Below are 23319 nucleotides of genomic sequence, written 5' to 3'. Positions count from 1 at the left end.
GTCCTACCCCAAAAAAGGGGAGGCTTCCCTTTACCTGAAAACCTCCCCTTGAAATGGAATATTAAAAAATAAAATTATGAGTTCACTTCACTACCACCTTCTTCACGTCGGTCGTTCCGTCGGCACGATGGATCTTCACGATATTCACACCCCTCATCGGACGTTCGAGCTTCATGCCGTCCAACGTGTAGTATTCATAAGACACGGCCTCGGCAGCCTTCACGCCGTCAATATTGTCGGCATACGCCTTGGCATAGTCGTAACCGGCAAGCGGAGCTACGAAAATAAGACGCACATCATCAGCATAAGTATTTGTATCCCAAGAACCTTGATCCGTACCATCCGCATTTAGACTCTTACCGGAAGTGTACGCCTCTTTCACACCGATGCTCAATACCATACCTTCTTTCACTTCCACATTCTTAATGACCGTTGGGAATCCTTCAGATTGGCTATACTTCGTATCGCCTTGTTCAAAAGCAGCACGCAATGTATCACCTTCAGCCGTAGAAGCCCAAATGTACATGTCAGGAATGCTATCACTTCCCAAGCCAGCTATCTTGCCCGGAGCTGTACGGGTACGCATGTGAATGTCATACACGCCAACCGGCAAATTACTAAGAACCTGACGCACCGTATAACGTCCACGATAAAGGTTAATCATAGAGTTCACCACCCAGTGAGAAGCATCCGTCAAATAAAGACCGGCACCGTCACGCAAATGGGCATAACCTTCTGTGGTTTCCCATCCCGGTGTATTCTCCGTCGTAATCGTATCGGCAGAAGAACTGCTGAACGTGTAGAACTGCGGATTCTTCACGAAGCCGGTAAGTTCCAAACCAGAAGTCAGAACCTTATACCCTGTAGTTGTGGTACCGTCTGCCACCGTTTCACTGTATAGCGTATCCTTCATCTCGTCGGAAAGGTTGCCATTCTCACCCAAGAACTTGTAGAGAGCCAACCTATTGTGCCAGTTCATATCTTCTGCCATAGCGTCATCATCATCCAAGGCATTCAGTGCATCCGTGATGATGCTTTCAGGCTCTACGCCCAACTTCTCAGCCGTAGCAGCAGACTTCGTCAAGCGGTAAGTCAAAACGTCCACGCAAGATTGGATGTTACCCACCTTGTCCGCAATGGAACCTAACTTTTCTACGGCACTTGCCAATGCCTCATCGTCCAAGTCCAAAGAAGACGTTTCGCCATATTCTTTCAGTAAAGCTTCGCCTTCAATATATTCATCCGTCATCACATACTTGGAAGCCGGGTCTATCTTGGCCATGTTGTCGCGCAATGTCTGCAATTTCGGATCATAGTTATCCACATTAGCCTGACGGGTCAACATCGTACCGCACAAACCATACAACTTCGCGTTCATGGCCTCCACGGCAGACGGGCTGTTGAACGTGCCCTTGGCTTCTTCCAAAGCCTCGGCCAAGGCTGTCTTTGTCTGGCCATTGTAAATCTCATTGGCCACAGCATTGAGCACGACGGTCGCGCTGTCCACGGCCGCAGCCAACTGCGCCTTGTAATATGCCGCATCGGAAGGCTTGGTAATCAATTCCACGGCCCCCAAAAGGAATTCATGGAAACCACCCTCGCTCTGGCAAGAGAACTTCAACATGTAATAACCCTCTTCTGCCACCGTGAACTCCGTAGTGGAAAGGGTTGTGCCCGTCACCTGAACATTTTGAGCACCCTCCACGCTCGGCTTGGCTTCCACACCATTGAACTGGGCTACCACCTCACCTTCTGCATCCGGATTGTTCAAATCAATCTTTTCGAGCGAGAAGTCATATTTCGGGAACGTGCCATCGGCAAAACCTTTCCATGCCGCCATGCGGAATGAAACCTGATATTTACGTGGAGTCAAATGAAGAGCCACTCCCGGATCCATTTCCGGATCCAAAGTGCCGTCGGGCATCACATAGTCTTTTACCTGTTCGCCATAAGTAGCCGTACCCACCGTACCGCCGGTAGCACGCCAATAAAGTCCCATGCCATTGAAATCACCGGTATAAGGACCTTGCAAACGGCATCCTCCGCCTCCGATGTTACCACCCCAGTTATAATTCCAGACCTCACCGGTTTCCGTCACGCCATACTGGTGGATGGTCCCATTGTCGTTCGACAACCATCCTTTCGGGAAAGTACCGTTAGCATAGGTGGCAAAGTCTTTTGCGGCAGAATAAACCATTTCGCTCGTTCCCGTGCTCTGGTCCGGTCCCACGGAGAAGTTGATGGTCTGCGACTGCAAAGCCTCAAAACCGCTCATTGCATTAGTCACATTGGACACCACCAACTGGTATTCGCCATTTTCTAATGTCCCGACCGATACGACCAAAGTATTCGGATCGGTCTCAGACACCACTGTGGAACTATACAAATCAGCCACTTGAACCCCATTCTGCATCAATAAGACGGAAGCAATTTCCGTAGAGACGGCACGGTCGTAAGTTACGTGCACCTCATTGAACGTGGCCGGATCCAACTCAAAGCTATGGTCTTCGGGCACGGAAGACAAATAGTTCGGACCATCCATCAGATAAGACATTTCCTCAATAGTCTCATCATAGTAAATGGCTTCGCTCGTGAATGGGAGCACTTTCATCTCGCTCGTCACATCCATGCTCGGACGTTGGTCGGTGGTATAGATGAGAGGGCAATCCGCATCTGGCGTGAAGCTGACTTTGATATTGGCACTCTCATCCTCGGCGATTTCATTCGCCATGAAAATATACATGTAACCATCCTTCTTCAGTTCCACAGAAGCCACTTCCATCTCTTCCTCGCCGTTCGTCACCTTCACATACGAATTGGGCAACAGGCGCACCCCGATCGGGTCTGTGCTGGCGGAAGCCAACTGGGCGGCATTCGTAGGATAACCGAAGTCCACCTTGATGGCATCATAATTATACGTACAGCCTGCCATCGTGGCTTCTTCAATCTTAATGTCATCCAAAAGGTAACGACCAGGATTGTACATGTTGATGGTCAGGAAATACGTGTCAGGGAACGACGTATCATCACCCTTCCACCAAATCGTGTCGTTCTTCGACGGGTCGTCCGGATCATTCACGATGATGTCTTTGATGTTATCGTCGAACTGGTCGAAGAACTTGTCCTGCACGGCCTTTCCGGAGTTGTAAGCCACGAACGACAAACGCCGCCAATCGCCCGTCATGATGCCATCCTTCCAATCGTAATAATACTGCGTACCACTCTGCGACATCAAGGGAGCCTCAAGGTTTTCCCTTCCGATGGACAGGCTCGATTTGATGGCCGTATTGATAGGATCGCCCCCATCGGCCATTGTAAACGTCTGATTGGCCTTCACCCAAAACGACACACGGTAGGATTTGCCTTCCTCAATGGGCAGATAGCGTAACTTCAAACCGCGAAACCATTGGGAACCCTGTACCGTATTGGAGTTGTTCGCCTCCAAGGCATACTTGCCCGAATAGGACTCTTCACACTTCTCATTCCACACATCCCCGGGTTGGAGATTGATGTGGTCACCGTAAAAGTCCGCAAATTGCGTGGAGTCCTTGTGATGGTAGAACTGGTCACCATCCTCGAAACCTAACGTTGCAATGACCTGTGCCTGCGCCGTCAAACCGAATCCGGCAAGGCCGAGCAACATCAAAAAGTTTTTCTTCCTCATAAACTTCAATTTAAGATTAATACTAAAATTACCATATCTCTTCTGTTTCTGTCGGAAATAAGATTCCGGCTGCTAAATTAGCCTTTGCCGGAATCTTCTCCAAAATATTTTGTATCATATACTTTCGTATTTGTAACATCTTTCAATTAGAATTGATTTACAACCAATTACAACATCATTCCAAAGGTAAATACCAATTTTCCCGATCAGAAAGGCGGCCATAAAGTTCCGTATTGAAACCATCTTTCCCGTCACGTCCGGCTATTTTACGGGCTAAAAAGTCCGTGTCGCCGCGCCGAAGTGCGATACGCTGCAAGTCGCCAAACCGCTGCCCCAGGAAACTCTGCTCCAAAGCCATCTCATCGCAAATCAAATCTTCCACAAAGAGGATGGAATCTTCACGAGTGGCCAATCCTTCGGGAATGACATAAAGCGTGTCGGCATAAGACTCGCCACAACCATAAGAATGGATTCCCTCCGTATTCACCGTCGTCGTAGAGGTGGACGACATGTCCTGCGTAATGAAATTATATGGACTCCACGTCAGCAAATCACCTGCACGTCCTTGTTCACCGGCACTGATATACTTGGATACAGTCCCGTTGCTCAGCCCATACTTCAGAATGGCAAAAGCCGATTCGGGCAACCCCGCACGGTTGTAAGCTTCAGCCATACGAAGGTAGACGGACGAAAGCCGGTAAAGGGGGATTTCCGACAAGAAAGGGGAATTGGATGACACAGAGAAACGGCTTATGCTTTGATAATCCTCCGAATAGTCATCGAGACTTGTCGCATAAGAAGTAGTGACATTTGAACACAAACGCAAGTCTCCCATCGCCCGGCTGTCATTATATATCGTATTCTCCCCCGGTGATATCGTATCCCGTAAATTCGTGGTCGGATCCGTATACACCATCACGTAACGCTGCGCCTGAGACAGCTCCAACAACGCCTGCGAAGAAGTCATCTCAAAATAATAACGGTTATCCTCCGTGGAATTCAGGATATCTCCCAACCGGCTTACCACCCCGTCATATTCACTGGTTTCCATCCGTATCCCAGTCACATCGGTAGTACTTGAATAACTCGCAGAATGGCTTTTGAATTCATAACTCATCCAACGGGCTTCCATATTGCCGGCCGGAGCCAAGGGATTGTCGGGATGCGTCAGATAGTCATGATAGTATTGTGCAGCCTCCCGGTAACGCCCTGCCCAAAGGCAAAGGTCGCCCAACAAGGCACGCACGGGGATGAAATAACGGTCGTTCCCGGCTAAGGGAAAATCAGTTTCCACATAAGGTTCCAAATCCGGAATGAAGTATTCGCAAACCTGTTTCACGTCATAAAACGGATAACGTGAAGGATCCGCTTCCACCTCCGTCATCAACGGTCGCGTAAAGAAAGGCACCTTGCCATAATAAATGGCCAACTGCAAATAAGTCCATGCACGGAAAGCTTTCACTGCGGCATACTCCCGGATGAACACTTTCTCACCACGCAAAGCAAGCATCGTATCGGCATGGGCAATATAATAATTACAGTTTTGAATGACGGCATAATAATCCTCCGGCGCATTATAACGGTTCTCCACAGTTGCCGTGAAGTCTGCCAGTTCTTTCAGGTCGGTCGTGGCAGCTTCTGTCGCGGATGAAAGTTCCCCTCTCATTTCACCGAGGATAATCGTACGGTCGGCCACCACTTGCATTTTGTTCATAATGCCCAAAAGGGAAAACACCGTATCGTTAGGTGAATTCAGTTGGGGATTGAAGTCCACCAAACTTGAATCCGTATCCACACAGGAGGTAAAGGCTGCACCGGCACCAAAAGCCAATGCCAATACCATAGAAAATATCTTGTTCTTTTTCATGATTCGTTTCATTTGAATGTTACAAGTTAATCTTTACGCCCAATGAGAAATTACGTCCTTGGGCCAACAAACCGCGATCAATACCTCTGGACAACACGCTGTTGTCTGCACTGAACTCCGGATCTGCTCCCAAATACTTCGTGAACGTAAGCAGGTTATTGGCAGCTCCCCACACCGTAATACCTTGCAAATAAGTTGTATGGATAGGAAAGTAATAGCTCAACGTGACATTCTTCAGACGAAGGTAGGAACCATCCTCAATCCAACGGTCGGAGAAGCGGCTGTTGCCCGGTGTGTCCAAATAATAGGTACGGGGAATATCTGTTTCCTGTCCTTCATGTGTCCAACGGGACAACATGGCGGTAGTCTGGTTGTGGAAACGTGACCCACTCTCCAATAAACGGCGTTGATAGTTATACACGTCGTTACCCAAAGAATAATTAAAGACAACGTCCAATGAAAGGTTCTTCCAACGCACGTTAGTGAAAATATTCCCGTAAAGGTCGGGATTGGGATCACCGATAACCTGCATGTCTTTTTCATTAATTATATGGTTACCATCCCCGTCAACGAACTTCATGTCTCCTGCCCTGAAATAGGTCTTCGCCCCAGTTTCGTCAATCTGGTATAAAGCTGCGGCATCAGCCTCTTCCGTTGTGGAAAAAACCCCGTCTGTCTTGTAACCATAGAACACGCCGGCAGCCGTACCTACCTGTGAAAGCACATTGCCTCCGTAAAGTTCCGTAATAAACGAACCATTCGGCAAGGAAGTCAACTCGTTCTTATAATGTCCTGCACTGGCTCCCAAACTCCACTTCCAGTCTTTCAAATCGATGACCCTGGCAGACAGGCTCACGTCGAAACCTTGGTTCTTCATCTCACCGCTGTTCTTCCAATTGGTCTTCAAACCGCTGACATACGACAACGCGCTCAAGCTAAGCAAATTGGATGTCTTTCCATAAAAATAATTGAAGTTCACGCCCAAACGGTTGTCCAAAAGGGACAAATCCAAACCTGCCGTCCAACGTGCCGTAGTCTCCCATTGCAATTGCGTGTTACCGATATTGGCCATAGACAAGCCTGTAGACGTATTCCACATCTTCTGTCCCACAAAATACGTACGCGATGCCTGGCTTTCAAGGTCATCGTTACCCACAAGGTCGAAACCCACATTCAGCCGCAAATAATTCAGGGCACGTGTACGGGGCATCCACGACTCATTGGTCAACACCCATGCAGCCTGCACTGACGGGAAGAATCCCCAAGCATAATTTCCGATTTTCACCCCGTCGGCAGCATCCACTCCGAACTTGGAGCTACCGGCCATACTGAGCGCTGCCGAAACATAGTAACGCTCACGCCAGTTGTAATCGGCCGAAAGGTAATAAGTCATGTCCACCACTTCTTCTTCCGTACCGTCCGTAGATTTGTAGAGCAAGTTATTCGACATGTTAGGGGTCTTGTCGTTTCCACTATTGTACCCCACTTGGGAATTCAGTTGGTAACTCGTACGCTGATAGCGCAAGCCTCCACGCAAGCCAAGCCAATGTGCCTTGAAACGGCGGGCATAATCGAAATAAGAGTCACTCATGATGACCGTTTCGCGTGCGGCCAAAGCAGAAGCACGGTTCTGCAAGGCTTCACCCACACCTTCCACATCAAAGTCCGGAACACCGTTCATCGGCAAATAGGCATTCTCGTCCGTATTCACCAATTGGAATGCGAAATGCTCTGAAATGCTCCAATAGCGGTTGATATTCCATTTCGGAGTCACGGCTAATGTGATAAGACGGTTACCGAAATAATTTTTGTTGTCACCGTCTCCGTTTTCCAGAATAAACAGAGGGTTGGCCAACGAGTTCAAATAAGGCTTGGTCACCAACACATCTGAAAGGTAATCATCAGCATCGGCCAAATAAGAAGAAATGTTCCCATTCGTGTCAAACGCATACGGACTGAGGAAAGGCGACTTGATCAGGCTCAGGAACCCCGGTGAAGAAATCACTCCGTCATCCAATGTGGCCGGTGCCCCGTCATCACGCATGTCGCGCGTCACATCGCTATAAGCTGCATCGAAACGTACTGTGAGGTTTTTCGCCAACACGATGTCAGAGTTCAGACGCAGATTGAAACGCGAAAAAGAATTGTTCTTCAACGTGGCATCAGCCGCAGCATACCCTACCGACAGATTATAGTTGGCCACGTCATCCCCACCCTGCACGTTGATGCTATAGTTCTGGGTGAAGGCTTCCTCGTACACATGTTTCTGCCAGTCCGTATTGTTATGGTACACATCATAGTAGTAGTAATTCGGATTCGTCTGCAAAAACTTGAAACTGTTATTGGTCGTACCCGTCGTTCCAATCAGTTCGGAAGCGTAGATACGATACTGTTCTCCATCCATCATATCCATCGACTTGGGCAATAATTCATAGCTTCCACCGATAGAAACATCGATTTTCGTGGCCATGCTCTTATTACGCTTGGTTTCGATGAGAATCACCCCATTCGCACCTTTCGCACCATAAATAGCCGTCCCGTTCTTCAAAACACTGATTTTCTCAATATCCTCCACCATGATATTCGCAAGGAGGTTGTTGAAGAAACCGTCATGGACGGAAGGAGCCGAAAGCCTCATATCAGTGATGACCCCGTCAATGACAACCAACGGCTGCGCGTTCGTATTGAGCGAGTTCAAGCCGTTCATGAACATGGCCACGCCCATGCCTGGCACACCACTACGCGTAATGGAATGTATATCAGCTCCCAACTTGTTCTGAATCTGACCGTCAATGCTGATTTCATTCGTGTTATAATCCACAGCCACCGTCCTTTCACTCGTAGCTGCCCCAGAAGCCGTATAGACCGGATTGAAAGTATCGCTGAAAATATAGGCATCCACCGAACCTTTCCCTTTGCCGAGCGGCACTTGAAGGGAGTTGTAACCGTCTCCGCGCATCCACAAGGAAGTAACATATTCCGGAACCCGGATTACATAATCCCCCTTCTCGTCGGTCATAGCCGCATAACGTGCGTCATTGAAAGCAGAGACGCTGATACCGGCTGTCGGCTGCTTAGTGGCATTATCATAGACACGTCCTTTAATTTCGCGCATCGGAACTTCCGGCAACATGGGTTTTACCATCTTTGCAGAATCCCGTACCGTAGCCTGGGCAGATTCCTGATCCACCTCTTGAGCCACCGCCGGAGCTGCCACGGCGGCCATCAGGCAAAATGTTGATAAAATATGTTTCATGGCACTATTCTTCTTCTCTATTGGGTTTGAAATATAAACAATCAAGATACATCTCGCGGTTATACCGTCCGGACTCCATACGGCTGATACTGCATTCCAACGTCAAGTGGACTTTGGCATCGGGTTGGCCATAACTGCATACCGGAATAGTGAACGTACCTATTTTCACCGTGTCTACCCGATAAGGGTCGTTCTGCACTTCGTCTTCAAAATCGTAAGTCTGTTCCACGCCGTCTACCGTCTCGTAACCAATGGAAGCCTTAAATTTACATGGACGGAAATTACGGTCACTGGCATTATACACTGTACGAGGCAACACAACCGCACAAACATCATACGTACCGGACAACACAGAGGGTATTTGGAACTCCATAGTCCAATTGGATGAATTCGTACGGGGCGAAATCACCAAATAGCCATCGGAAATACTGTCGGCTACCGAGCTTCGTGACGCATAAGTACAATCTTCGTAATCTGTCATCATGCTCTCATACTCGGCTTCGGTCTTTACCGGGTAGAAATATATGTCTTCTGGCTTGAACGGCCATTCGTACAAATTATAAATAGCTCCATTGCTACAAGCCATCGTGTCTCGCACGAAATCGGAAGAAAAGATTCCACCGGCAGCCAACGGCTTGTAATACACATGGCGACGCTCCTCGTCATATTTGCTATATGCAATCGAATACACGGAATCTGCCATGTGGGAACAACCAATATCCCGGTTGTACACCAAATCACGAATAAGCGCCTGATGGGCATACAAACGCTGCAAAGAATCCGCCTGGTTCACGCTGCCGTAATTGAAATAAGACATTGCCTCATTATAAACCTCATCCCACACCCGAGTTTCAGGAACCAACATAATAAAACTACTGTCTTCCTCATTTATGCGGTCGAACTTGCTAAACAATATGTTAGTCGTAACCATCACTGAATCGGAATAGACGATGTTTCCATCCACAATTCCGCTCTGAATACTGGAGTTCTCATCCAATTCCAATTTTTCATAACCTTTGAAAAAGGAACCGATTCCGGAATACTCCGACAAGGTAGTCAAAGCTTCATATACATTATACAAATAAGGCAATTCCCCGGAAAGCACGTGCAGGACCCCGTTCTTTGCTGCTTCATTAGCCCTCCCGGACTCATACGTCACACCTTGGAAAGAACCGGGAATGGCATCAAGATACTTATTATTGAGCATAAGAACTGATTTCTCATCCGTACTGTTGGTTACGAAATGCGCAATATGATTCTGCACAAAATGCTGCCCGCACATAGAATCACCCGACACAGTCTGACACTCCGCCAACAAAGAGTCCACATTAAATTGCCCGTCTTTGGGAGCCCAAACAGTAAAAGTCTGGTCGCTGGCCAACAAATCTGCGTACGTCACTTTTGTGGGTTTATTATTGCTAAACACATGCGTGGCACGGAGCACCTTGAGGAAGTCACCCAAATCACCCTGTTCCTCCATCACCTGAAGAAGGGACTTGTCAGACACAGGACGGCCTTCATTACCATAATGTTCGTCCCACGTATCGGTACAAGCCACAGCCGACAAGGCCATTGCCACTACCGCAAACATCTTTATTTTATTATTTGTTTTCATATACCTATTTTTATATTTTCCCTATATCACCTCAAATCAATGGGTATCCTCGGCTTCTACCCCGGCATAGATGCTCTTCGGCACAATCTCGAAATAATTGATAGGCAACTCGGCCTGTGGGTTATCCACAACCAATTTAATCCGTACGTAATAATCCTTTTCCGGACTCATATTCTCCGTGGTCAAGATCTTACGCAATTTCATCGGTTGTGCTCGCAGGATATTGGCTCCGCCTTGCGCCCAAGAATCCATATCCTTCATATAACCACGATTGTGCATAGCCTTGTCGATGGCACGGTTTCCTTCTTCGTCACCCGGAGTATCAGCCACCCAACCAATCAAGGGGTCTGTAGGCCAAAGCGTAAAGTCGATAGGCAACCCCATGGGCAACAAACCATCCGGGTCCGTACCGAAATAAACTTGCACCTTTCCGCGCATATCTCCCCAACCATAGCCGAAACGTACCTCGTAAGTCCCTTCTTTAGGTACAGGAAGCAACTTGAACGTCACGTCGAATTGTCCCACCATATCGATACAATCCGCATAAGTCACCATCCAGACATCACGCTTACGTAAAGTCATGGTCGGGGTCTTGCCATGAAAATCCCATCCTTCAACAACTTTAAATCCCGTGGCACGTTCCGTATTTCCACGCGCACCGCAGTTCATGAATTCCGGAGATAGCGTGGCAGCCATGACACGAATACGGTCGTTAAAGACGACATCGCGAGTTTCCTGATTATAGTCCAAGACCTGATCAATGTAATGATAGATGCCATTCAAGGCCTGTTGGTCCACGTCACCGATTTCTGAAGGAGAAAGTACTTTAGTACCCCGAACCGTATAACGTGCCCCCACTCCTTTACGGTTGATGAAAAGTCCATCGGACGGCGTACTCATCTTCATGATAGTTCCCTGCAACATTGTGGTATACCAGTCTGTACAATCAATCAAATCCGTCTTGGCACATGTATTTTTAATGTCACCCGACACGGTCCAATCATTATAAGCCCCGTAATATGGCAACAAATGATAAGAAATGAAACGGTTCAAGGGATTCTTACGGTTCGTCCAATCGTCATCATACAATCCTGCATCCTTAGGAAACATCTGATCATATACCTGCTTGGCGTGTGCTTTCAAATCATCCAAATCGTGTATGCCGTTGGCTGCATAGACTTCATCAGTCTCCACAAAAGCCGTGTAACGTTTCATCCGCGTACCCACATAACGCATAGTGTACGATGACCCTCCCGTAGAAATTATCATATCCTGATTTACGGAATCTTCTCCGCAAGAGTAAGTAGGGTCGATATACTGCCTCAACGAATCACATAAACCTGTCAACCGGAGTGCTTCATTGAAAATGGAAATAGTGGAATCTTCCGCCAACAAATCCGGCAACAGGAACGACTGGGGCACAATCACACGGTCAAGCGTATGTACCACACCGTTTTCCACAGAATCGTCCCGTACAATCAAACGTGCACTCTTGTTGATGTAATAAATCACATTATTGTTGTTCAAGGCATCGGAGTCACAAGAAAACGTCAGATAGCGTTCATTCATGTTTGCCGTGGGGATATTCCCATCTATCAAGTCCGTAGTGAAGTAGGCCTGGTCAATAATATGGTTCCATGACAAGGTATCGCACTGTTCCTTTGTAAGTTGGTCCACACTTTGAATCCCCAATTCATGAAGATATTGCTCCACGGCCTTATTATTCGGAGCCAAACAAGTATAGCTCCCGTAGGCTGCCATCATGCCATACATACCGGAACGTTGGAGAATGGCTATGAAGTCGCTGAATTCACCGGAACGGTTCTGAAGATAGTCAGTCACCATTTCTCCTGTAAACGTATAATAGTTCTCTGCCAAAGGTTCGTCCGAACAAGACACTGTGAAAGCAGGCATGACCAAAACCGCCATCACGAACCGCATTAATATTTTATCTATTTTTTTCATATCTATTATTCAGTTGTGGTTATATTTTCATTCTCATAGGCCGGATTCTGTACCAGATAAGGATTGGCCTTCAACTCATCTTCGTGATAGGGGAAATAAAGGGCATCGGGAGTAGAGAGGCGGATACGGAGCGCAGCCGTATTCTCGCTGAACTTCTGCATAACCTTATCTAACATGCGGGTGTTGGAGCCTTCACGACGGCAAAGGCGTACCAAATCAAACCAACGCTTGCCTTCAAACATCAATTCACGTTGACGCTCCTCCAACACAAGATTTTCCATACTCAAGCGTGAGGTGCCATAATCCTCAAAAACCAACGTATCAGTAGTCGCGATGCGTTTATTATTGGCCCGCTTCCAAACAGCTGACACACAAGAGAAAGCAGACCGGTAACGAGCCTCCTGCTCCGATGTCAGCGAAGAACCATCTCCCACATTTCCGGCAAGTTGTACCTCCGCTTCCGCCTTCATCAGCATCACATCCGTAAGCCTATACACAATCCAATTGCCCACATTGTTCGAACGAAGATATTCACTCACCGTAGGAGCCGAACCCGTAGTCGTATTGGTCCTAAATTCAACGCCTGCAGTGACATACTTGCGGATACTTACCGTAGATTCTCCCGACATGTTCTCATATACCCTGCAATCAGTCCGCTTGAAATAAGAATTTGAACCATCCGCCACTTGAGCATTCAAATACGGGCATGCTGCAAGTTGTCCCACATTCGTACTATTGTATGCCCCATAAAACTCTTTCGTCAAGAGATTCTCGCGCGTCTCCGAATCCACAAAGTTTAATTCAAAGATACTCTCAAAGGAATTTCCCTCCCCGAATATCTCCGTGAATGCCGTACCCGCATAAGACGAACCATAAGGAGCTTCTGAAATCAAAGGAAATTCACCGTATAGCTCTACATTTTCAATGAAAGAAGAAGACTCCTGGAGCATATCGTCATACTGCTCTTTTTTGTAATCAATAATCAAATCACAATAGTCTATGCAACGTTGGTAATCCCCCTGCCACAGATACATGTCTGCCAACATGGCATATATGGCATAACGGGTAATACGGTTCATATTGTCATTACTATATTCGCCATAAGTCCGTATCGCATCATTCTTCACGGCTTCCAAGTCAGCAATAATATGAGCCAAAACCTCATCGAAACCGGAAGCAGGAACCTGATAGTCCTGCGTATCGTCAATGGACGGTTCCGTCACGTAAGGAACGTTACGGAATGTACGAATCAAATAAAAATAACACAAACTGCGTATAGCTGTAGCTTCTGCAATATTCGCTTTCAATTCAGCCTCCGTATAATTAGGATCCTTTGCTTGCACCTGAGGCGCATAATGAATCACCGTATTACAGCGGTTGATACACTGGTAGAAGGATTCCCATTTCGCAAAACCATTCGTTTCCAACAAGTTTTCTTCCGCAATCCGGATAATGTCTTGTGGAGCACCTGCCCCCGTAGTCAAATTATCAGAACGCATCTCACCCCATACCAACATCCGCTTCAAGCAATCGCCCGATTCCAACTGCGCATAACAAGAATTCACCACACTGGCTACATCGGCCTCTTCTGTCCAATAGTTCTCCAATACGACGTCATTGAGCGGGATAATACTTAAAAAATCATCACAAGCCGTCAACGAAGATGCCAATAAAGCCGCAGAGAACAATCTTGTCACTTGTTTGTTTATATAGAATTTCATAACGTAAACATTTTAAATATTAGAAACCTATCTGCACACGTGCCGTAAACTGCCGCGAACGCGGTGTCTTGGCTCCATCCGTGGCCACACTCATCCCACCATATCCGACTTCCGGGTCTGCCCCCGAGTAATTTGTCAGACAGAACAAATTGCTAGCATTCAAATTGATACTCAATGAGTTAACGCCAATCCGCCTCAACAATTTGGGATTCAGAGAATATCCCAAAGAGAGATAATTCAGACGCATGAAGGAAGCATCCTCCACGAAACGATCGCTACCCAAATAATTAAATCCCTTGTTATACAAAGCACGGGGAATTTCCGCAACCTGCCCCTCCGTACGCCAACGCCAATTCACAGAAGCGGCCTGATTGTTGTTATTATACATGGACTCTGCATTCATCCTGGCTTCATTAATCACTTTGTTCCCCGCACGGAAGTTAAATTGCGCATTGAGCGACCAACGACCATAAGAAAGCTTCAGTCCCCAACCACCGGTAATCTTAGGCAAAGAAGAACCCAAGTAAACGATATCCAACTCATTGATATTACCATCATGGTTAATATCCTCGTAAATGGCATCTCCGCCCTGGAACTCATACAATTCTGTATTCGTCGTCTTATCATAACCGAATACCATCGGAATGGTGAACCCAGCCTTGTCACGGATCACATTACCGTTCTCATCCCGAGCTACCGGAGCATTCGGACCACTTACACCCGGAACTTCCACCTCCGAATAATCGGAATACTGATATACACCCTTATAACGGAAACCGTATATGGCTCCAAATGGATTATTGAGCTGGATTCGGGTCAGATAAGAACCATTTTTATTATCGAAGTCTTTATTAAGATTGGACAATGCCGTAGGCTCCATCTCCACGATTTCGTTTTTGTTATTGGCGAACGTCACGTTGAAACCCAATCTGAACTTACCGACCTTGACCACATCCGTCCCATTGACATTGAACTCCCAACCGTTATTACGCATTTTTCCTACATTAGTCCAAGAAAGCGATGAAAATCCGGACGATGACGGAAGCTTCACATCACGCATCAAAAGTTTGGATGTCATTTGGGTATAGATATTAAAATCTGCCGTAATCATATTGTTGAACAAACCGAGGTCGAAGCCCACGTTCCATGTCTCTTTCTCTTCCCACTGCAAATTACTCAACCGTATATTGCTCGGATAAATAGAATTGGCTCCGTTGTAGGAATCCGTACCCGTATACTTCGAGAAAAAAAGATATTCATCCGTAGGTTGGCTACCCACACGCCCCCATCCCGGGCGAAGCGAAAGCATGGACAGCCATTTTTGCGTGCCTTTCATCCACGGCTCATCCACCACATTCCAACGGAAAGACAGAGCCGGGAAAGTTCCCCAACGCTTGTTATCACCGAACTTTGTCGTACCGTCCCGACGAATAGAAAAGTCTGCAATATAACGGCCCTTAAACGCATAATGGGCTGAAAACGTCATATAAATACTTCGCCATTGACCTGCCGACGTAGACATATCGGATATCAAGCCGTCTGCCGTAGGCGACTGGATGCTTCCTGTCGGAAGGTTATACACAGAATTAGACTGCTTCTTGGAATCACCATCCGTCAGTTGGAACTGTGCCATCGCCATGAAAGAATGGTCGGTATTCATAATGTGCGGAATAAACGTCAAGCGATGTGTCGTCGTGATAGCCCGCCCCTTATATGCCTCTGATGAAGCCTTGTTGTTATTCTTGTCCGTCCATCCGGCTGTTACCAAACTGGAAGGATAGAACTTGTCAGTATACCTGTTCTCAATATTGAACAACACTTTGCCTTCATACTTCAACTGTGTTTTGGTCTCATCCAAGCCCAAAAGGTTATAATGCAATTGGAACTCGGGCTGCATCTTATACAATGTCTCATCATTCGTGGCCTCGTATGCCAAAGCCACCGGATTCACCAAACTGTATTGGTCTTTATCCTGACGGAATGTGGAAGATGCCGTCGGCAACATGTGATAGTAATTTGAAGTATTGTTACCATAAGCATCCTGCTCATAAATAGACATATTCGGCATTTTACGGTAAGCAATATTCAACAAATCATCATAGTTCTTCTGATTATCCTGATACGTCAGGTTAAAGTTCGTCACAATCTTGATGCGGTCGCTCACAAAATAATCCAAGGCCACACGCGTCGTAAAACGGTCAAGCTTCTGGGCAATGACCGTACCTGTCTGGTGGTCGTAACCGGCAGAGATACGGAATACAGCTTTCTCACCACCTCCAGAGAGTGTCACATAATGTTTCTGCAACCAACCCACTTGAGTCACAGCGTCCACCCAGTCCGTATTGTTGTTGTAATTCTCATATTCCGCAAACGACGGATCATAATTGAATTCCGGTATGTTGGACGAAGCATCACTTAATGCAGGATTATAATACGCTTCTTTCATCAACATAGTATACTGGTCACCATTCAGCATGCGCATGCCTTTGGGTTGGTAAGTCATCGTAGCCGCATAGGAATAAGTCACTTTCGTCTTCCCCCTTGCCCCACGCTTTGTCTTAATTTCAATCACACCATTTGCTCCCTGCGAACCATAAATGGCCGTACCTGCGGCATCTTTCAACACCGTAATACTGGCGATGTCGTCCGGATTGACATTCAACAGCTCAGAATACTGCTCCTCTGTGGCCGAAGCGAAATCAAAACCGGACAAGTAATCGCTTTCAAACACATTACCGTCTACGACCACCAAAGGTTGGGTATTACCGTTGATAGAACTGACTCCACGCAAACGCATGGTCGTACCAGCACCCAAGTCACCGGAATTGAACACGATATCCAAACCAGCCACACGACCTTGCAAAGCCTCGTCGATGCTCGTCAGGCTCAATCCTTCAAATTCTTTAGCATCAATAGTTTGATGAGCCACCGACACTTCGCGTTCCGGTATGGCCAAACCACTGGATTGTATTACACGTTTCTGTTTCACAACCACTTCTTTTAATTGCAGGTTGCTCTTCAACTTTATATTGTAACGTGTCCCTTTAATAGGGATAAGTTGTGTGGCATAGCCTACGTACGAAATCTTCAGACGGTGCTTCGGATCCACAATGCGGAAAGAAAAGTTTCCATTGATGTCCGTTACACCATGAGCCACGATACGGTTTGCCTCGTCTACTTCGACCACATTCACCATCATCAATGGCTCAATATCGTCAGAGACAGTACCACTAATCATCGTCCCGGGTGCTTGCGCAAAACCCATCAAAGGCAAAGCGACAAACGCACCTAACATAATATGTCGATATAGGGTTTTCATTCATTTATAGTATTATTTGGTTTGACATTTTATTCCATATTCCCCGTTTCAGCATCCTTTTCCCACATTAACGGTCCATCTATTTGATGCACCACAGCGTAAGAAGTCGTATAAATCTCCGAAGCTGAGGCCACGTCTGCAGTATTATACTGGTATTCACGTGCCATCAAGTTGTAAAGGCCACCATTTTTCAACACGTTGCGCTTGTTCCCTGCCGCATCCTTTACTGTCAGATGACTGTCATCACCCTCCACTGTCAAACGACAATAAGAAATGGTGTTATCCGCCCCATTGATTTCATAAGCAGAGGTTTCATAGTCAGCTTCGGCAATCTTTCCCTGACCGATATACAACGAATTGTCCTGAATGTGGTATTTAAGGAATTTTTCAATTCGCTCTGTCATCTTCTCTTTTTCATCCTCGTCCTGTTCAGCTTCCACCTCATCCCAAGTCGGCAACTTTCCTTCATCGTGTAAAGCTTGTATGGACTCGTTAGTCGGTACATATACCGTATAATGGAACGTATTAAATAATGTAATACTCGGACTTGGACAAGCATAAGACGGTGCATCTGCACCACTTCCTGTCGAAATAACATTTGACATGATAGAGGAACCTTCCAACAATTCGTAAAATTTCGAAAACTCATCATGTTCTTTCAGTAAATCGGGAACAGATTTCTGGGCGGTCTGTATAAGCGAGCCCTCCAATATATAAGCCTTACCGTTTTCTTCCTTATAAATTTGTGCAATAGGCAACTTTTCACCATGTTCCACCTGCCATCCTCCGGCAACGGTCATATTAGGCTTTCCTGCATTTTCTACAAAAATCGTACCTCCGTCTTTTGTTCTATAATACTTTTCCCCGCTTTCCACATTACCAACCACAATATGTGTTTCCAAAATATCCGTCAAACGGTCACGTATCTGAGTCGTCGAAGCTTCACCTATCGAATCAAGCCTTGTCCCAGACTCCACGTCATAGTTAAAGATAAAAGCCCGTACTTTCTCTGCTTCCGTCTGGGCCTTCTCATCATAATGAAACTCATAGACCTGAGTCTGATTCTTGCCAAAAGAACATGGATCGACATAAGTCAGCAGTCCTTGATTCGTCGGAATGAAGAAGCTATAAGTAGAATTTTGCGAATTCAGATATACATCATAATCATACTGTTCAATAGCCCAATTGATGATATTCATAGTTTCATTGACTAAGGCCGGAAACGACACGGATATATAGGCTACCGGACTAAACACTTTATTCGTCAAATAAACAGCCCCGTTACAAGCGAAGAACACGCTATCCACATCTTCCTTTTTAATCTTCAGTTCATCATTCGCATCATTCAACACTGTGCTGAATTTACTGGGAACAGAATTGGAAAAAGAATTAAGCATGTTTACGTTCAATAGCTTCGAAAGCACCTTGTCTGGCACATTTTCCCAAGTCCCATACCTATCTTTCAATACTTTTCCGGCACCATTCTCCCAATAATCCGTAAGTGCGGCGTCGGTTGGCACAAGCATGACAGCCATGTCTTGTTGCAAAAGGACATCCGTAGAGACACTGGCATTCAACTCGGAATAATATTCATTCCAACCCGGGTCGAATTTCAGCATCGCCTCCACCGGTTCTTCCTTCTGTGTCAAATTCAAAGGTTGTCCTTTTTGTGAACGCTCTGAAAAATAACGTTTCTGAAAAACTGAATCATAACTGGTGCCATACAAACGGTTATACTCCTGCGTCAACGATTCATCATAATAAGGTGCTGAAAAACGATCCAACATCTTTGAAAATTGTTGTGCGCGTGGCATCCCTGCAATGACATTAGCCAAATTAGGAAGCGGGGTCATCACATCTCCCATCTTATGTACAAAGCCATTAGAACAACGAATGTTTTGCTCTACCATCATCACTCCATTCACATTGGCATCACCCGGCTTACGCTCCGTGGCGTAATTAAAGAGGAAATTACAATCGTCATTGGAAATACGACGGTTCTGCAAATAAGCCTCAATGAAATGGATCATAGGCGCCGTGGTCATATCTGCCAAACAAGGGATAGTCTTACCTGAATTTTTGTAATATGCCCAATACTTTGTATCCGGCATATCAATCGGCCGAAGTACGGGAACAGTGTCGTATGCCGATGCCGAAGTCAAACGGCGCATACAGTCTCCCTCTGTCGGGCCTGTGGAACTGGACAAATAAGCTACCTGGCAAGCATTGTTAATCATTGAGCCATAAAGCAACTGCTTCTTTTGCGCCATGGATAACTCCTCGTAACTTCTCACGCCCCATTTTCCACTATTATAGAAACGTGCGTAGGCATCATCATCAGCCACGAAGAGAGTTTTGCTACCCGTACGGGCAAGAACCTCAGTATAACCAAGGTCGTCAATCATTCTCACTACATTGGTGTAATTCCCATTCGACTTCAAATAGTCGTAAATACTACTGCCTAGCCACGCCGGATCTTCATCTATCAAATCGTAGCCATCATTGCAGGAGTAGACACAACCCAAGGCACAGCATGCCAAGCCTGCCCAAAAAGGAGCGAATCTTCTTCTGTTTTTCCTTGCACTCATATTAGATTATTTTATTAGTGTTATTACTTCATTTAAAAATAAATCGAAACTCTCGTTATCGGGTGCTAAATTACAGCATAAAACTGAAAGTCATTTTCGCTCATGTATCATATTCCTTTTATTTTGTTACATACCTACAAAAAAAGCGAAAAAGCCCGTTGGATAGGTCTTTCCCGCTTTTGTAACTCAAAAAAGCATTAATGCCCTCATGTTACATTCTCTATGTTCTTTGTAACATTTCCTATGAATTATGGTAATTTATCCATATCAGCTGCCGTATAATTGTCCAAATGTAACCTGAATTCCATCAATTCCTCCAAATCATGTACCGGAGGAGGACAATCGGCCGGAATCGACCGACGGGAATACTGTTGGAAATAAAGCAGGCAAGCATCCCGCCACCATTCCGCATCAAGTGCTTGCCGCTCGAATCGCATCTGTATGGCTTCGTAACGCTCCGTGTCGACATACGGTTGAACTTTCTGCCACAAATCCACAAACTCCCGGGCATCTTCGACTCCGCTGTTATAAATGTAACAGAGGTTATCCCACAAAGTCAAACCGTTCCGCATCACATACTCCCAAGGCACGTGATGAAACCATAAAAGATATTCTTCCGGACATGTTTCCAAATCTCCGTAAAGCGTAGCCAACGGTTCATGGTATTGCAAAACGGCCTTCGACCCCCGTACCGTGCGATCGAAACCAACTCCTACCGTATCGGCCCGGTGGTAATACTTCGGCAACCAATCCGGGCGTGTATCAGGAGGAGCACACCATGGCTCAGGTCCGTAATGATGCCCGAAAGCAAATATATGGTGCAACCCCAACGGCATCATATAGCTAACCGCCGTATCCCATGAACGTAAAAGCAACTGGCGCACCGGTTCGATGAAATGTTCATCAGTTGAGAAAGTCTGCTTCAGAAACTCTTCGGCAATCTGTTCCGCCGACAGTTCGGTATTCCAACACAAACGACCGAAAGCATACCAATTAGCCTGTGCCATGTCGTTTCCGGTCCAATTGACCACATCCCCGATGTTGGCCACTCCCGCCACGGCCGACCGGGAATGAATGCCGACCCGATGCTGTGTGACATCTGCTACAGTTCCTCCCCCAACCCGATAAGTTTCGGCATCCAAACAATCTTTCCACATCGTTGCCAAAAATACCGTATGAATGGACTGCCCCAAATACTCCTGGGTTATTTGGAACTCCGGCATAACCTGTGTGTGTTGCATGGCACCGAACAAGGGGCTGAAAGGTTCACGGGGTTGAAAGTCTATCGGCCCGTTTTTCACCTGTACAATCACGTTATCACGGAATTGCCCATCGAAAGGCATAAACTCCTCGTATGCCTGGCATGCCCGGTCGGGACTTTCCGCCTGATAGACAAATGCCCGCCACATCACCAATCCCCCATAGGGAGCGAGCACGTCGGCCAACATATTGGCCCCATCGGCATGCGTCCGCCCGTAATCTTGTGGGCCGGGTTCCCCTTCACTGTTCGCCTTGACCAAAAAACCGCCGAAATCGGGAATCAGACGGTAGATTTCTTTAGCCTTCTTCTTCCACCACCGTTGTACATCCTCGTCCAACGGGTCGGCCGTAGACAGTTCCCCAAGGGCTTTCGGGGAAGCAAAGTTCACCGACAAATAAGTCCTTATGCCATACGGGCGCAGCACTTCGGCAATAACCGCTACTTTACGAAGCATTCCGGTGGAAAGCATCTGAGGTTTGGCGTTCACATTATTGAGCACCACGGCGTTAATGCCGACAGAAGCATTGGCACGAGCATATTCCTCGTACAATGGGGAAACCGTTTCGGGCAGCTCGTCCCACTTCCATATCGAACGTCCTGCGTAACCTCTCTCTACCGTCCCATCGGGATTGTCCCAATGGTTCAGGATGCGAATGTCGTAAGAAGGTCTTTCTGTCACAGCCACACCATCCGACAGTAAATCTCCGGCCTGCTGTCTACGCAACAAATCATAGGCGGCATAAAGCACGCCGTTGTCGGATGCCGAAGAAAGCTCCACGTCCAGACCTTTCCTGCAAATCGTAAAACCATCCCTCATAACCCCATCCTTAGAGACACGAAGAAGCACACGCCCCTCCCCTTTCCAAAAGTCTTTCAATTCACGAGACGCAATATCCAAAGTTGCCGTCCGTTCCGTACTTTCCGACAGACTGACATCAGCCGGTAGCGCATTTCGCTCCATGCGGAGCCATAGCCGATGGCCATCCTCTGCATGGAGCGAAAGCACGAAAAACAAGCCTATAATCCACAACCAGTTTTTCATCCTGCCCAAACCGTTAATCATCCATTCCTTCTATCATCTCGATTTTTCCATCTGCGTCATAACGCAATTCACAGACTTTCAGGCTACGCAACCACGTACGCCCTCCCGACGGCACCGAATCATGATGGAACAAATACCACTTTCCTTTGTACTCCACGATACAGTGATGGGTAGTCCATCCTACAACCGGAGTAAGAATTACCCCCTGGTAAACAAACGGACCGTATGGGTTATCACCGATGGCATAACACAAAAGATGCGTATCTCCTGTGGAATAAGAGAAATAGTACTTCCCGTTGTATTTATGCATCCATGAAGCTTCGAAGAAACGGCGGTCATGGTCGCCTGCTTTCAGAGGTTTTCCGTCCTCATCCAAAATGACCACGGGACGCGGCTCTTCGGCAAACTGTTTCATGTCTTCCGCCAGACGTACCACACGGGAAGGTATGGCCGGTTCACCATCAGCCGGAAACTCCGCACATTCCAAAGCACTATTATCCTTATAACGCTGAAGCTGACCGCCCATCAGTCCCCCAAAATAAACATACACCTGACCGTCATCATCCTTGAATACGGCCGGATCTATGGAATAACTTCCCCTGATGGGATCCGGCTCCGGTACAAAGGGCCCGTAAGGCGTGTCGCTGACAGCCACGCCCAAACGGAAGATATCCGTATGGTCTTTGGCAGGGAAATAAAGATAATACTTCCCATCCTTTTCGCAACAGTCGCAATCCCACATTTGACGCTTCACCCAAGGTACGTCCGTCTTGTCAAGAACCATACCATAGTCTGTCACATCTCCTTCCATCACATCTTCCAACGAGAATACATGATAGTCGCGCATGTCGAAATGCGCCCCCCAATCGTCCTCGGGTATGCCACTTTCCCAATCGTGGGAGGGGTAAATATACACTTTGCCTTCAAACACATGTACCGACGGGTCTGCCATATAATCGCCCGGTATCAAATATCTTTTCTTCATGATACAAATATTTAATGAATGGTTACACCTTATTAT

The 23319-nt window shown here is 46.8% G+C and carries 10 protein-coding genes; all 10 read right to left on the bottom strand.

The features are described 5' to 3' along the window. Window positions 1-82: 82 nt before the first annotated feature. The 10 genes from AC5RDV_RS04315 to AC5RDV_RS04270 all read right to left on the bottom strand — a co-directional run bounded on the left by AC5RDV_RS04315 (window position 83) and on the right by AC5RDV_RS04270 (window position 23283). Window positions 83-3664 (bottom strand): hypothetical protein, encoded by a 3582-nt coding sequence (locus AC5RDV_RS04315; RefSeq protein WP_282748067.1) that lies wholly within the window; start codon window positions 3662-3664, stop codon window positions 83-85. A gap of 175 nt (window positions 3665-3839) precedes the next feature. Then, entirely contained in the window at window positions 3840-5531 is a 1692-nt protein-coding gene (locus AC5RDV_RS04310) for a RagB/SusD family nutrient uptake outer membrane protein (RefSeq protein WP_282748068.1), read from the bottom strand. Window positions 5532-5550: 19 nt separating this feature from the next. Next, on the bottom strand, window positions 5551-8787 hold the full coding sequence (locus AC5RDV_RS04305; RefSeq protein WP_282748069.1) for a SusC/RagA family TonB-linked outer membrane protein: 3237 nt from the start codon (window positions 8785-8787) through the stop codon (window positions 5551-5553). Between the two features lie 4 nt (window positions 8788-8791). Further along, window positions 8792-10402: a hypothetical protein gene (locus AC5RDV_RS04300; protein WP_282748070.1), complete on the bottom strand. Its 1611-nt coding sequence runs from the start codon at window positions 10400-10402 to the stop codon at window positions 8792-8794. A 36-nt stretch (window positions 10403-10438) separates the two neighbouring features. Beyond that, window positions 10439-12367, bottom strand: coding sequence for a fasciclin domain-containing protein (locus AC5RDV_RS04295; RefSeq protein ID WP_130892665.1), 1929 nt, complete (start codon window positions 12365-12367; stop codon window positions 10439-10441). A 5-nt stretch (window positions 12368-12372) separates the two neighbouring features. Next, window positions 12373-14088 (bottom strand): RagB/SusD family nutrient uptake outer membrane protein, encoded by a 1716-nt coding sequence (locus tag AC5RDV_RS04290; protein ID WP_130892664.1) that lies wholly within the window; start codon window positions 14086-14088, stop codon window positions 12373-12375. 19 nt (window positions 14089-14107) lie between these two features. After that, a complete protein-coding gene (locus AC5RDV_RS04285; protein ID WP_130892663.1) occupies window positions 14108-17407 on the bottom strand; it encodes a SusC/RagA family TonB-linked outer membrane protein in 3300 nt (1099 codons plus the stop codon). 29 nt (window positions 17408-17436) lie between these two features. Beyond that, entirely contained in the window at window positions 17437-19995 is a 2559-nt protein-coding gene (locus AC5RDV_RS04280) for a fasciclin domain-containing protein (RefSeq protein WP_282748071.1), read from the bottom strand. Window positions 19996-20243: 248 nt separating this feature from the next. Beyond that, the gene (locus tag AC5RDV_RS04275; protein WP_276787936.1) at window positions 20244-22298 is read right to left on the bottom strand and encodes an alpha-glucuronidase; all 2055 of its coding nucleotides are present in this window, start codon (window positions 22296-22298) and stop codon (window positions 20244-20246) included. A 13-nt stretch (window positions 22299-22311) separates the two neighbouring features. Then, on the bottom strand, window positions 22312-23283 hold the full coding sequence (locus tag AC5RDV_RS04270; protein WP_282748072.1) for a glycoside hydrolase family 43 protein: 972 nt from the start codon (window positions 23281-23283) through the stop codon (window positions 22312-22314). Window positions 23284-23319: the final 36 nt, after the last annotated feature.

It is taken from the genome of Paraprevotella sp., from assembly GCF_986071375.1.
Note: the sequence above shows the minus strand (reverse complement) of the source record. Positions and strands in the feature narration are given on the sequence as shown.